This is a genomic window from Enterobacter sp. 302C9 (assembly GCF_034106085.1).
Classification (GTDB): Bacteria; Pseudomonadota; Gammaproteobacteria; order Enterobacterales; family Enterobacteriaceae; genus Enterobacter; species Enterobacter asburiae_B.
In genome coordinates, this window is sequence record NZ_JAWNBW010000001.1 from 315258 (window position 1) to 328861 (window position 13604).

The 13604-nt window shown below is 63.7% G+C and carries 10 protein-coding genes; 6 read left to right on the plus strand and 4 right to left on the minus strand.

The window, feature by feature from the left end; genetic code table 11:
• Positions 1–55: 55 nt before the first annotated feature.
• From fes to entF, 3 genes are read left to right on the plus strand one after another with little or no spacing between them, the layout of a single operon-like run.
• Positions 56–1252: an enterochelin esterase gene (gene fes / locus UR289_RS01505; protein ID WP_320709065.1), complete on the plus strand. Its 1197-nt coding sequence runs from the start codon at positions 56–58 to the stop codon at positions 1250–1252.
• 10 nt (positions 1253–1262) lie between these two features.
• Positions 1263–1475: an MbtH family protein gene (locus UR289_RS01510; RefSeq protein ID WP_032662857.1), complete on the plus strand. Its 213-nt coding sequence runs from the start codon at positions 1263–1265 to the stop codon at positions 1473–1475.
• A complete protein-coding gene (entF, locus tag UR289_RS01515; RefSeq protein ID WP_320709066.1) occupies positions 1472–5329 on the plus strand; it encodes an enterobactin non-ribosomal peptide synthetase EntF in 3858 nt (1285 codons plus the stop codon). Before UR289_RS01510 ends, entF begins: the two co-directional genes overlap by 4 nt.
• A 108-nt stretch (positions 5330–5437) precedes the next feature.
• Here the strand turns inward: entF and fepC are convergent, their stop codons facing one another.
• Genes fepC through fepD form a run of 3 tightly spaced genes read right to left on the minus strand, consistent with a single transcriptional unit; the run spans position 5438 to position 8228 of the window.
• The gene (fepC, locus tag UR289_RS01520; RefSeq protein WP_232938439.1) at positions 5438–6238 is read right to left on the minus strand and encodes an iron-enterobactin ABC transporter ATP-binding protein; all 801 of its coding nucleotides are present in this window, start codon (positions 6236–6238) and stop codon (positions 5438–5440) included.
• Positions 6235–7224, minus strand: coding sequence for an iron-enterobactin ABC transporter permease (fepG, locus tag UR289_RS01525; protein WP_087822848.1), 990 nt, complete (start codon positions 7222–7224; stop codon positions 6235–6237). The genes fepC and fepG overlap by 4 nt, the downstream gene beginning before the upstream one ends.
• Positions 7224–8228 (minus strand): Fe(3+)-siderophore ABC transporter permease, encoded by a 1005-nt coding sequence (fepD, locus tag UR289_RS01530; RefSeq protein WP_320709067.1) that lies wholly within the window; start codon positions 8226–8228, stop codon positions 7224–7226. Before fepD ends, fepG begins: the two co-directional genes overlap by 1 nt.
• Before the next feature lie 108 nt (positions 8229–8336).
• Here fepD and entS point away from each other — a divergent pair, with 108 nt between their 5' ends.
• A complete protein-coding gene (entS, locus tag UR289_RS01535) occupies positions 8337–9572 on the plus strand; it encodes an enterobactin transporter EntS (protein WP_232938437.1) in 1236 nt (411 codons plus the stop codon).
• Positions 9573–9655: 83 nt separating this feature from the next.
• On the opposite strand, the gene fepB is transcribed toward entS, so the two are convergent.
• Entirely contained in the window at positions 9656–10615 is a 960-nt protein-coding gene (gene fepB / locus UR289_RS01540) for a Fe2+-enterobactin ABC transporter substrate-binding protein (RefSeq protein ID WP_320709068.1), read from the minus strand.
• A gap of 188 nt (positions 10616–10803) precedes the next feature.
• On the opposite strand from fepB, the gene entC reads away from it, so the two are divergent.
• Both entC and entE read left to right on the plus strand, forming a co-directional pair.
• Complete coding sequence (entC, locus tag UR289_RS01545; protein ID WP_320709069.1) at positions 10804–11979, plus strand: isochorismate synthase EntC; 1176 nt, start codon at positions 10804–10806, stop codon at positions 11977–11979.
• 9 nt (positions 11980–11988) lie between these two features.
• Positions 11989–13599 carry a (2,3-dihydroxybenzoyl)adenylate synthase EntE gene (gene entE, locus UR289_RS01550; protein WP_320709070.1) on the plus strand — a complete coding sequence of 537 codons (1611 nt, stop codon included), beginning with the start codon at positions 11989–11991 and terminating at the stop codon, positions 13597–13599.
• Positions 13600–13604: the final 5 nt, after the last annotated feature.

Here is a 13604-nt window from a genome sequence, read left to right on the forward strand (position 1 = left end):
TATCAATAAAATTTGCTCTGAAACAAAAAAGACTGTGAAACATGGGGTTATAAGGGTGACGACGTTAACAACCGGAAGTGAAGCGTGGTGGCAGCCGAAAAACGGACCTGAATGGGAACGTCAGAAGGAGAAGTGTCGCGTCACCTTCTGGTGGCGGGATCCGGCAGGAACGCAGAAAACCTCATTGGTCAAACGCGTCTGGCTCTACGTTACCGGCGTGACCGATCACCATCAAAATGCCCGCCCGCAGTCCCTCGAGCGCATCCCGGATACCGACGTCTGGCAGTGGCAGGGCGAATTCAGCCCCGAGTGGCGCGGGAGCTACTGTTTTATCCCTTCTGTAAATGAAAACGATTTTGCCGATACCGTGTTTGAAGGCGAGCTGCCGGACCGCCTGGCGCTGCGCGAAGGCTGGCGCAGGCTGCTGCCGCACGCGGTTTCCGACCCGCTGAATCGGCAGAGCTGGCGCGGCGGGCGCGGTCATGCCGTTTCGGCGCTGGAGATGCCGGACGCGCCCGTTCAGCCCGGCTGGGATCGTCCCGATACGCAGTATCACCAGCCGGTCTGCATTGAGTGGAACAGCGAGCGTCTCAACAACCGTCGCCGCGTGTGGATTTTTACCACCGGGGACGACGGCACCGAGCGCCCGCTGGCGGTGCTGCTCGACGGGCAGTTCTGGGCCGAAAGCATGCCCGTCTGGCCTGCGCTGACGTCGCTCACCACCGGGCGCCAACTGCCCCCTGCGGTCTACGTATTAATCGATGCGATCGATATGGAACACCGCAACCGCGAATTGCCCTGTAACCCCGATTTCTGGCTGGCGGTACAGGAAGAACTTCTCCCTCTTGTAAAACATCTCGCCCCCTTCAGCGACCTCGCCGACCGTACCGTGGTGGCGGGCCAGAGCTATGGCGGACTCTCTTCGCTTTATGCTGGCCTCAGCTGGCCGCAGCGGTTTGGCTGCGTGCTGAGCCAGTCCGGCTCGTACTGGTGGCCGCACCGCGGCGGGCAGCAGGAAGGGCGCCTCATCGAACAGCTCAGAACCGGTGAGCTGACCGCGAGCGGGCTGCGTATCGTCCTCGAAGCCGGGCGCAACGAGCCGCTGATTTTCAATGCCAATCAGGCGATTTACGCCGAACTACACGCGCAGCAGGTTACCTGGCGTCAGGTTGACGGCGGACACGATGCGCTTTGCTGGCGCGGTGGGCTGACGCAGGGGCTGATGACCCTCTGGCAGCCGCTCATTCAATAACGGAGTCTGTATGGAATTCAGCAATCCTTTCGATAATCCGCAGGGACAGTTCGCCATTTTGCAAAACGACCAGGGGCAGTACAGCCTGTGGCCGCAGCAGTGCGAACTGCCGGCGGGGTGGCGCGTGGTGTGCGAGGCGCAGTCCCAGGAGGCTTGCCAGCAGTGGCTGGCCGGGCACTGGCGCACGCTTGAACCGTCCCATTTTGCGGAGGGGAGCGCATGAACCGTCTTCCTCTCGTTGCCGCCCAGCCGGGTATCTGGATGGCGGAGCAGCTGTCCACGCTGCCAAACGCCTGGAGCGTGGCGCACTACACCGAGCTGAAAGGCGATATCGACGCGTCATTGCTGGCAAAAGCGATTGCTGAAGGCATGATGCAGGCCGATACCCTGCGGATGCGTTTTGCCGAGGATAACGGCGAGGTGTGGCAGTGGGTGGATGACACTCTCATTCTGCCGGAGCCGTCCATCGTTCGCGTTGCCTCTCACGAAGATGCCGTGGCGCTGATGGAGGCCGATCTCCACCAGAACCTGCGCGTCGATAGCGGTCAGCCGCTGGCGTTTCACCAGCTGATTCAGGTGGGAGAAAGCCACTGGTACTGGTATCAGCGCTATCACCATCTGGTGGTGGATGGCTTCAGCTTCCCGGCCATTACCCGCCAGATCGCCGCGATTTACGCCGCGTGGAAAAAGGATGAACCGACTCCTGACTCCCCCTTTACGCCATTTGCCGAAGTGGTGGAAGAGTATCAGCGCTATCGCGACAGCGAGGCGTATCAGCGCGACGGCGCCTTCTGGGCGGAGCAGCGCAGGCAGCTTCCTTCTCCGGTCTCGCTCTCTTCCGCGCCGCTGCCGGGACGCGCCGCTACTACCGATATTCTGCGCCTCAAAATCGCCGCCGACGGTCGCGCCTTTAGCCAGCTTGCACAGGCGGCAGGGCAGGCGCAGCGTACCGATCTGGCCCTTGCGCTGGTGGCGCTGTGGCTGGGCCGCCTGACCGGAAGGCTGGACTACGCCGCCGGGTTTATCTTTATGCGACGCATGGGCTCCGCCGCGCTGACCGCGACCGGGCCGGTGCTCAACGTCCTGCCGCTGGCGGTGAATATCAATCCGCAGGAGAGCCTGCCGGAGCTGGCGCTGCGCCTGGCCAACCAGCTGAAAAAAATGCGCCGCCACCAGCGCTACGACGCCGAGCAGATCGTGCGCGACAGCGGGCGTGCCGCAGGCGAAGAAGCCCTGTTTGGCCCGGTGCTGAACGTGAAGGTGTTTGATTATCAGCTGGATATCGACGGCGTGGAGGCCATCACCCACACGCTGGCCACCGGCCCGGTGAACGACCTTGAGCTGGCGCTGTTCCCGGACGAACAGGGCGGATTGAGCATTGAGATCCTCGCCAGTAAGCAGCGTTACGATGAGGCGACGCTTTCCCGTCACGTCGCGCGCCTGAACGCGATGCTGATGCAGTTTGCGGCCAACCCGGACCTGCGCTGCGGCGAAGTGGAAACCGTTTTAGAGCAGGAATACCAGAGGCTTGCGCGCATCAACGATACCGGACTGGCGCTGCCGGCCACCACGCTGGCGGATCTGGTGGCGGAGCAGGCGAGCAAAACGCCGGACGCCCCCGCGCTGGCGGACGCGCATATTGAGCTCAGCTATCGTCAGATGCGTGAGCAGGTGGTGGCGCTGGCAAACCTGCTGCGCGCGCGCGGCGTGAAGCCGGGCGACAGCGTGGCGGTGGCCCTGCCGCGCTCGGTGTTCCTGACGCTGGCGCTGCACGGCATCGTCGAGGCCGGCGCCGCGTGGCTGCCGCTCGACACCGGCTACCCGGATGACCGCCTGCGGATGATGCTGGAAGACGCGAAGCCATCCCTGCTCATTACCACCGACGAGCAGCTTCCGCGCTTTAGCGATCTGCCGATTACTGCCTTTAGTTACAACACCCTTTTACCGGCTGCGGATGCAAAACCGCTGCGACTGGCGAAGCCGGAGCAGACGGCGTACATCATCTTTACTTCCGGTTCGACGGGGCGTCCGAAAGGGGTGATGGTCGGCCATACCGCCATCGTCAACCGCCTGAAGTGGATGCAGGACCACTACCCGCTGGATGCGACTGACGTGGTGGCGCAGAAAACGCCGTGCAGCTTTGACGTGTCGGTGTGGGAGTTCTGGTGGCCGTTTATCGCCGGGGCGAAGCTGGTGATGGCCGAGCCGGACGCGCACCGCGACCCGCAGGCGATGCAGAGCTTCTTCGCGCAGTACGGCGTGACTACTACCCACTTCGTGCCGTCGATGCTGGCGGCGTTTGTCGCCTCGCTGACGCCGGAAAACGTCGACTGCTGCAGAACGCTTAAGCAGGTGTTCTGCAGCGGCGAAGCGCTGCCGACCGAGCTGTGCCGCGAGTGGGAGCAGCTCACCCGTGCGCCGCTGCACAACCTGTATGGCCCAACCGAAGCGGCGGTTGACGTCAGCTGGTATCCGGCGTTTGGCCCCGAGCTGGCGGCGGTGCAAGGCAACAGCGTGCCGATCGGCTTCCCGGTGTGGAACACGGGGCTGCGCATTCTGGATGCGATGATGCGCCCGGTGCCGTTTGGCGTGGCGGGGGACCTTTATCTCACCGGGATTCAGCTGGCGCAGGGGTATCTGGGCCGTCCGGACCTCACCGCCAGCCGCTTTATTGCCGACCCGTTCGCCCCGGGCGAGCGGATGTACCGTACCGGCGACGTTGCCCGCTGGCTGGACAACGGCGCGGTGGAATATCTCGGCCGCAGCGATGACCAGTTAAAAATCCGCGGACAGCGCATCGAGCTGGGCGAAATCGACCGGGCGATGCTGTCGCTGCCGGACGTGGCCCAGGCCGTGGCGCACGCCTGCGTGTTCAACCAGGCGGCAGCCACCGGCGGCGATGCCCGCCAGCTGGTGGGGTATGTGGTTTCCGAATCCGGCTTACCGCTGGATCGCGACGCGCTGATGGAAGCACTAAAAGCACAGCTGCCGCCGCATATGGTGCCGGTGGTGCTGCTGCAAATCAGCGCGCTGCCGCTCAGTGCGAACGGCAAGCTGGACCGCAAGGCGCTGCCGCTGCCGGAGCTGACGAGTAAATCCTTCGGGCGCGCGCCGGAGACGGAAACCGAAATTGCCGTCGCGCAGGCGTTTTCAGCCCTGCTGGGCTGCGAGATCAACGACATTGAGGCCGACTTCTTTGCCCTCGGCGGACACTCGCTGCTGGCGATGCGCCTGGCGGCACAGCTTAGCCGCGAGTTCGAGCGCAAGGTTACGCCGGGGCAGATAATGGTCGCCTCAACGGTGAGCAAGCTCAGCGCGCTGCTGGACTCGCAGATGAGCGACGAGCAGGCGCAGCGTCTGGGGTATGAAACCCTTCTTCCGCTGCGCGAAAGCGACGGTCCGACGCTGTTCTGCTTCCATCCGGCGTCCGGCTTTGCCTGGCAGTTTAGCGTCCTGGCACGCTACCTCAGCCCGCGCTGGTCCATCGTCGGCATTCAGTCGCCGCGTCCGGACGGTCCAATGCAGCAGCGTGCGGATCTGGATGGGGTGATTGAGCATCACCTGGCTACGCTGCGTAAGCAGCAGCCGCAGGGGCCGTATTACCTGTTCGGCTATTCCCTCGGCGGCACGCTGGCGCAGGGTATTGCCGCCCGTCTGCGCGAGCAGGGTGAAGCGGTGGCCTTCCTCGGCCTGCTGGACACCTGGCCGCCGGAAACCCAGAACTGGTCGGAGAAAGAGGCCAACGGCCTCGACCCCGAGGTGCTGGCGGAAATCGAGCGCGAGCGTCAGGCGTTTATCGCCGCCCAGCAGGGTCAGGGCTCCAGCGAGCTGTTTAACGCTATCGAGGGCAACTACGCCGACGCGGTGCGGCTGCTCACCACGGCGCGCAGCGCGCGCTTTGACGGCAAAGCGACGCTGTTTGTCGCCGAGCGCACGCGAACGATGGATCCGCAGGTCGCCTGGGCGCCGTGGGTGGCGGAGCTTGAGGTGTACAGCCAGGACTGCGCCCACGTGGATATCATTTCACCGCAGGCGTTTGAGAAGATAGGGCCGGTGTTGAGGGAGATATTGGGGTAACGTCAAAAGCGCCGGGTGGCGGCTACGCCTTACCCGGCCTACGCATCCGTGGTTGATGTTTGTTGGGTTTGCTCCCTCTCCCTGTGGGAGAGGGCCGGGGTGAGGGCATCAGACCGCACGCTTGCCCAGCGGCACCACCAGCGGCGTACCCGCCACCGGATCGTCAATAATCATGCAGCGCATGCCGTAGATCCGCTCGATCAGCTCCGGCGTTACAATCTCTTTCGGCGCGCCCTGCGCCACGATCTCACCGTCGCGAAGCGCAATCAGATGCGTCGCATAGCGGCACGCCTGGTTTAAGTCGTGCAGCACCGCCGCCAGGGTATACCCCTGCGTGCGGTTCAGCTCGCTCAGCAGCTCCAGCAGGTCAATCTGATGGCTGATGTCGAGCCAGGTTGTCGGCTCGTCCAGCAGCATGATCGACGTTTCCTGCGCCAGCACCATGGCGATCCACGCCCGCTGACGCTGTCCGCCGGAGAGGGTGTCCACGCTCTGCTGGGCGAGATCGGTGATGCCCGTCGCCAGCATCGCGCGGTTCACCGCCTCGTCATCCTCTTTACGCCAGCGGGTAAACAGCGGCTGATGCGGGTAGCGCCCGCGCGAGACCAGCTCCTGCACCGTGATGTCTCCCGGCGTGGTGGCGTTTTGCGCCAGCAGACCGATGCGTCTGGCCACCTCTTTGCTGGCGAAGCGCTGGATCTGCTCCCCGTCGAGGAACACGCTGCCCTCAGCCGGCGTCATCAGGCGGCTCAGGGTGCGCAGCAGGGTCGATTTGCCGCAGCCGTTCGGGCCGATAATCGCGGTGAAATGGCCGTCCGGAATGGCGACGGATAAGTCACGGGCAATGATTTTTTTGCCGTAGCAGAGGGTTAAGTTTTCGCCGCGCAAGCGGGGGGTTGAATCAGTCATTTCCTGCGTGACTCCTGAACGAGCAAGACGATGAGGTAAATCCCGCCGAGGCTGACGGTCACCACGCCCACCGGCAGTTGATAAGGCATAAACAGCCGCTGGGCGCAGAGATCGGCGGCCAGTAGCAGGAGCGCGCCGCACAGCGCCGCCTGGGTTAATCCCCAGCGCGCCGTGCCGCTAAGTCGCCGGGCGATGTGCGGTGCCACGAGGGCGATAAACGAGATTGGCCCGGCAATCGCGGTGGAGGCGGCGGTCAGCAGTACGGCGACCAGCATCAGCATCAGGCGCGAGCGCTCGACGCCCACGCCCAGCGCGCAGGCGCTGTCGTCGCCCATCTCCAGCAGACGCATGCGCCGCACCAGCAGCAGCGCGCCGATAAACATCAGCAAAATCAGCGGCGCGGCGGGCCAGGTTTTGCCCCACGTCAGGCCGTTGAGCGATCCGGCGTACCACAGCCCGGCGGAGAGCGCGGTTTCCAGCGAGGCCTGCAGTAAAAGCCAGGTGTTAAAGGCCATCAGCATGGCGCGGATGCCGATCCCGATGATGATCAGGCGAAAGGTGTCGATACCGTTGCGCCAGGCCAGCGCCCAGATCAGTAATGACGTCAGAATGCCGCCCGCCATCGCCGTAAAGGTAATGGCCGTCAGGTGCTGACCAAACAGCACCATCGCCACCAGCACGCCGCTCCAGGCCCCGGTGTTAAGGCCCATCACGTCCGGGCTGCCGAGCGGGTTGCGCATCAGCGACTGGAATATCGCACCGCTCACGCCGAGCGCCGCGCCGACCAGAATCGCCATCGCCACGCGCGGGAGGCGCCACTCCGTCACCACCATGGTGATGTTGCGCGGCGCGCTGCCGAGCAGGGCGTTGAAGACCTGAGCAAAGTCGAGCGTCACCGCGCCGCTGCGCAGGCTCCAGACCGCCAGCAGCAGAATGGCAATACTCAGCAGGCAGATGCTGGTGAGTAAACGACGGGACGGGGCCATCATGCGCCACCTCCGCGTTTACGGCGTACCAGGAAAATCAGCACCGGCGCGCCGATAAAGGCGCTGACCACCGAGACGCGCAGCTCGCCGGGCACCAGCAGGCGGCCCAGCACGTCGGCAAACAGCAGCAGGGCAGGGGTCGCCAGCAGGGTCACCGGCAGCGACCAGCGGTGATCCGCCCCCACCAGCCAGCGCGCCATGTGCTGCATCATCAGGCCGATAAAGGCGATCGGACCGACCACGGCGGTCGCGCTGCCGCACAGAATCGTGATGGCCAGAAGTCCAGTCAGCTGCGTGCGCGCCACGCGGTTGCCGAGGGCGGTCGCGGTGTCGCTGCCGAGGCTCAGGCTGTTGAGCGACCGGCTTAAAAACAGCGCCACGGCGGCGGCGATAATGACCGGGATCGCCACCACTTTTAGGGTTTCGAGGGTGCGGATATCCAGCGAGCCGGCCTGCCAGAAGCGCAGCTGGTCGTAGACGTCCGGGTTGAGCAGGGCGATGCCGTTGGACAAGCCCTCCAGCACCGCCGCGAGCGCCACGCCCGCAAGCGTCAGGCGTACCGGGCTCAGCTGCCCGCCGCCCTGGCTGCCGGTAAAGGCGACCACCAGCGAGGCGGCCAGCGCGCCGCAGAAGGCCATCACCAGCTGTTCGGAGGGCGAGGTCAACCCGAACAGCGCCGCGCCGAGCACGATGGCAAAGCTGGCGCCGGAGTTAACGCCGAGAATACCGGGATCCGCCAGCGGGTTACGGGTAAGGGTTTGCATCAGGGCACCGGCAAGGCCGAGCGCGCCACCGGCCAGCAGTCCGGCAAGCGTGCGGGGCAGACGGGCGTCGAGCACGATGACGCAGTCGGCGCTCTGGCAGGTGCCGGAGAGCGCATCAACGATAACGGACGCGGGCAGCGGCTTCGCGCCGACCAGCAGGCTGAGTGCAGCCGCAAGGATCAACAGCAGCAATAAAACGGGCACGGCAACGGCGCGCACCGAAGAAGAGGAAAACGACATAGCAACATCCATGATTTGATAATGATAGTGATTATCGTTATCTATCTTATTTGGCTATGTTAGCATGTGCGCCCATGGAATGGGTAGAAATAGACTCAAGGCTTTGTCATGAATCAAAAATCCTGGCTGCTCAACCTCAGCCTGCTGAAAACGCACCCGGCGTATCGCGCCGTTTTTATCGCTCGCTTTATCTCCATTTTGTCCCTCGGCCTGCTTGGCGTCGCCGTGCCGGTCCAGATCCAGACCATGACGCACTCCAGCTGGCTAGTGGGGTTATCCGTCACCTTAACCGGCGGGGCGATGTTCATCGGCCTGATGGTCGGCGGCGTGCTGGCGGACCGCTACGAGCGTAAAAAGCTGATCCTGCTGGCGCGCGGCACCTGCGGCGTGGGCTTTATTGGGCTGTGTCTGAACGCGATGCTGCCGGAGCCGTCGCTGATCGCGATTTATGCCCTGGGGCTGTGGGACGGTTTCTTCGCCTCGCTGGGCGTGACGGCGCTGCTGGCGGCGACGCCCGCGCTGGTCGGGCGCGAGAACCTGATGCAGGCGGGGGCGATTACCATGCTCACCGTGCGTCTGGGCTCGGTGATTTCGCCGATGGTGGGCGGCCTGCTGCTGGCGTCCGGCAACGTGGCGTGGAACTACGGGCTGGCGGCGGCGGGAACCTTCATTACCACGCTGACGCTGCTGCGCCTGCCGCTGCTGCCGCCTCCGCCGCAGCCGCGCGAGCATCCGCTGAAATCGCTGATGGCCGCGATTCGTTTCCTGTTCAGCAACCCGCTGATTGGCGGGATTGCGCTGCTCGGCGGCCTGCTGACCATGGCGAGCGCCGTGCGCGTGCTCTACCCGGCATTAGCGGGAGAGTGGCAGATGAGCGCCTCGGAGATTGGCATTCTCTACGCCGCCATTCCGCTCGGCGCGGCGTGCGGGGCGCTGACCAGCGGCAACCTGGCACAGGGCGCGCGTCCGGGGCTGATTATGCTGCTTGCCACGCTGGCCTCGTTTATCGCCATCGGCTTCTTCAGCCTGATGCCGGTGTGGGCGCTCGGGGTGCTGTGTCTGGTGATTTTCGGCTGGCTGAGCGCCATCAGCTCGCTTTTGCAGTACACCCTGATCCAGACCCAGACGCCGGAAGGGATGCTCGGGCGCATTAACGGCCTGTGGACGGCGCAGAACGTCACGGGGGATGCGATTGGTGCGGCGATCCTCGGCGGGCTGGGGGCGATGATGACTCCGGTGGCCTCGGCGAGCTGTGGCGGGTTTGTACTGGCAATTATTGGCGTGATTTTGTTAGTGGCGCTGGTGGAATTGCGGCGGTTCAGGCAGGAGAGTGCTCCGGTGTGATTTGCCGGGTGGCGGCTGCGCCTTACCCGGCCTACATTTTGCACTCGTAGGCCCGGTAAGCGAAGCGCCACCGGGCGCAGCTGTTACCCAAAGATTGCTTCTAAACGCTGCAACACCAACACCGCGCTGTAATAATCCAGGCGGAACGTCTCCGTTCCCAATGCCCAGACCCGTTTGTTTTTCACCGACGGCAAATGCGCCAGCAGCGGGTTGGCGTAAATCGCATCCACGTCTTTCCGATCGCCGGCAAACACAAACAGCCCTTCGCCGTTCAGCCCCGTCGCCAGGTTTTCACCGCCCAGCTGGATGATGTCGTGGCGTTTGCCCTGGCTTTTTGAGGTGTGCAGCCCGGCGGGTAGATCCGCTAGCGTAAAGCCCAGCTGTTGCAGCAGCTTGCCTTGCGCCGATTCCGCAGTCCACAGGTTGGCGCTGTGCGCGGCGGCGGTGTAGACGATGGCGTTCACCGGCTGCGGCGGCAGCTTCATCTGCTGTTTTACCTGCGCGAGCTGTTTATCAAACGCGGCAATGCGCTCTGCGGCCTGTTTTTCCTGCCCGGTGAGGGTGCCCAGCTGCGTCAGCAGTTCCTGCCAGCTCTTGTCGTCGTAGTTGATGATAAGCGTTGGGGCGATGGCGGAGAGCTGATCGTACAGCGCCAGCGCGGAATCCCCGCCGGTAGCGCTGATCAAAATCAGATCCGGCATTTGCGCGGCGACCGCTTCGGCGCTTGGCTCGCCAATGTACAGCCGCGCAACCTTGCGCTGTTTCGCAATATCGCCCCACTGACGCAAAAAGCCCTGCGCATCCGCCACGCGGTTGTTCGGCGTGGTCGCGCCGCTGGCAACGACCGGCGCGTCAATCGCCAGCAGGGAGCCAGTTAAGGTCACGCTGGTGGAGACAATGCGCGTCGGTTTGCTCTCAAGCGTGTGAACGCCTCGGCTGTCGGTCACCTGACGCGGCCAGTCGGCGGCAGCGGCTGAGGCAAGTCCTAAAACTAAAAGTCCAGATAAAAGCAGGGTATTACGGAATAGGGCAGGGAATTTCACAGCGCGACATCCTGTTTTCGTTGAAGATAATGCTTCTCATTTTCATGGTTGATGCGAAGGGATGCAAGCTTTTGTCGCATAAGTTATTTGTCCGACGGTTGACAGCGAAGCGATGTGGGATTAGGTTAGCCGACGAAAATATAAATGATAATCATTATTGCTTCTTTTATCATTTTGAGGAGGATGATATGGACACGTCCCTGGCTGAGGAAGTTCAGCACACCGCGACCACGCTGCAATCAGACAGCTTTTTCTTTATGTCGCCTTACCGCAGTTTTACTACCTCAGGCTGTCTTGCCCGCTTCTCTGAACCCGCCGTCGGCGGTGACGATCCGGCCGGGCAATTCCAGCAAAAATTAGCCCAGGCCTTCCGGAATGCGAAAGCTAACGGTATCGCTCATCCGGTGATGGTGGGGGCTATTCCGTTCGATACCCGCAAGCCATCTTCTCTGTTTATTCCGCAGCGCTGGCAGACCTTTTCCCGTCCGGCGCGTCAGCAGTCCGCACGCTATTTTTCCGGCTCGCAGGCGCTGAAGGTGGAACAACGCACCGAGATCCCGCCGCAGCCCGTGTTTGAAGAGATGGTCGCTCGCGCCGCGTCGCTCACCGCCACGCCGCAGGTGAACAAGGTCGTGCTGTCGCGTCTGATTGATATCGCGACCGACAAACACATTGATAGCGGTGCGCTGATGGAGCGCCTGATCGCCCAGAACCCGGCGAGCTTTAACTTCCACGTGCCGCTGGAAGACGGCGGCGTGCTGCTCGGCGCCAGCCCCGAACTGCTGCTGCGTAAAGAGGGCGCGCACTTTAGCTCGCTGCCGCTGGCAGGCTCCGCGCGCCGTCAGCCGGACGACGTGCTGGATCGCGAAGCGGGCAATAAGCTGCTGGCCTCCGAAAAAGACCGTCACGAGCACGACCTGGTGACTCAGGCGATGAAGGCCATTCTGGCACCGCGCAGCCACCACCTGAGCATGCCGTCTTCCCCGCAACTCATCACCACGCCGACGCTGTGGCATCTGGCGACGCCGGTTGAGGGTGACGCGCGCGAGAACGAAAACGCCCTGACTCTGGCCTGCCTGCTGCACCCGACCCCGGCGCTGAGCGGCTTCCCGCATGAGGCGGCAAAAGAGCTGATCGCCGAGCTGGAGCCGTTCGACCGCGAGCTGTTCGGCGGCATCGTCGGCTGGTGCGACAGCGAAGGCAACGGCGAGTGGGTGGTGACCATCCGCTGCGCGCGTCTTCGCGAAAATAGCGTTCGCCTGTTTGCCGGCGCGGGCATTGTCCCTGCCTCTTCGCCGGTGGGCGAATGGCGCGAAACGGGCGTGAAGCTCTCCACCATGCTCAACGTGTTTGGCTTGCACTAAGGATCGCTCATGACCATTCCTTTTACCCGCTGGCCTGAGGAATTCGCCCGCCGCTACCGTGAAAAAGGCTACTGGCAGGATCTGCCGCTGACCCACATCCTGACGGATCGCGCGGACAGCGATGCCGTGGCGATTATCGACGGCGAGCGGCACATCACCTACCGCGCGTTTAATCAGGCGGTAAACAATCTGGCGTCCGCTCTTCAGGCGCGCGGGCTGCAGCGCGGCGAGACGGCGCTGGTGCAGCTCGGAAACGTGGCCGAGTTCTACATCACTTTCTTCGCGCTGCTGCAAATCGGCGTCGCGCCGGTGAACGCGCTCTTTAGCCATCAGCGCAGCGAGCTGAACGCCTACGCGGAGCAGATCAAACCCGCCGTGCTGATTGCCGATCGCGACCACGCGCTGTTTGCGGGCGATGATTTTCTTAACACCTTTGTGAATGCGCACCGCTCGGTTCGCGTCGTGCTGCTGCGCGGCGATAAGGACGAACACGCCCTGGAAGCGGCGATTGCGCGTCCGGCGGACAATTTCATCCCGAACCCGACGCCCGCCGACGAAGTGGCGTTTTTCCAGCTTTCCGGCGGCAGCACCGGCACGCCGAAGCTGATCCCGCGCACGCACAACGATTACGACTACAGCATCCGCCGCAGCAACGAGATTTGCGGCATCACCGCCGAAACGCGTTACCTGAACGCGCTGCCCGCGGCGCATAACTACGCCATGAGCTCGCCGGGATCGTTAGGCGTCTTCACCGCGGGCGGCTGCGTGGTGCTGGCGAGCGATCCGAGCGCCACGCTCTGCTTCCCGCTGATTGAACGGCATCAGATTAACGTCACCTCGCTGGTTCCTCCGGCGGTGAGCCTCTGGCTGCAGGCGATTGCCGACGGCGCGGGGAACGCGCAGCTCAAATCCCTCAGGCTGCTGCAGGTGGGGGGCGCACGTCTCTCCGCCACGCTCGCGGCGCGCATTCCGGCGGAAATCGGCTGCCAGCTTCAGCAGGTGTTCGGCATGGCGGAAGGACTGGTGAACTATACCGCGCTCGACGACGCGCCGGAGCGCATCATCAACACCCAGGGCCGCCCGATGTGCCCGGACGACGAAGTTTGGGTGGCGGACGAGCACGGTAACCCGCTGCCGCGCGGTGAGGTCGGGCGTCTGATGACGCGCGGGCCGTATACCTTCCGCGGCTATTTCAACAGCCCGGAACACAACGCCAGCGCCTTTGACGCCGACGGCTTTTACTGCTCCGGCGATCTCATCGCCATCGACGAGCAGGGCTACATCACCGTGCAGGGGCGTGAGAAGGATCAGATCAACCGCGGCGGCGAGAAGATCGCCGCCGAAGAGATTGAAAACCTGCTGCTGCGCCACGAGGCGGTGATCCACGCCGCGCTGGTGAGTATGGAGGACAGCCTGCTGGGCGAAAAAAGCTGCGCGTATCTGGTGGTGAAACAGCCCCTGCGCGCGGTCGAGGTGCGCCGCTTCCTGCGCGAGCAGGGCGTTGCCGAATTCAAGCTGCCGGACCGCGTGGAGAGCGTGGATGCGCTCCCGCTGACGCCGGTCGGCAAAGTCGATAAGAAACAGTTGCGCCTGTGGCTTGCTGAACGCGCCCGGGGCTGAGGAAC

Bases quoted from the DNA above. Each gene is read 5' to 3' on its own strand.
- fepG (WP_087822848.1), bottom strand. From the start codon at position 7,224: ATGGCCCCGTCCCGTCGTTTACTCACCAGCATCTGCCTGCTGAGTATT.
- UR289_RS01510 (WP_032662857.1), top strand. From the start codon at position 1,263: ATGGAATTCAGCAATCCTTTCGATAATCCGCAGGGACAGTTCGCCATT.
- fepC (WP_232938439.1), bottom strand. From the start codon at position 6,238: ATGACTGATTCAACCCCCCGCTTGCGCGGCGAAAACTTAACCCTCTGC.
- entS (WP_232938437.1), top strand. From the start codon at position 8,337: ATGAATCAAAAATCCTGGCTGCTCAACCTCAGCCTGCTGAAAACGCAC.
- entC (WP_320709069.1), top strand. From the start codon at position 10,804: ATGGACACGTCCCTGGCTGAGGAAGTTCAGCACACCGCGACCACGCTG.
- entF (WP_320709066.1), top strand. From the start codon at position 1,472: ATGAACCGTCTTCCTCTCGTTGCCGCCCAGCCGGGTATCTGGATGGCG.
- fepD (WP_320709067.1), bottom strand. From the start codon at position 8,228: ATGTCGTTTTCCTCTTCTTCGGTGCGCGCCGTTGCCGTGCCCGTTTTA.
- entE (WP_320709070.1), top strand. From the start codon at position 11,989: ATGACCATTCCTTTTACCCGCTGGCCTGAGGAATTCGCCCGCCGCTAC.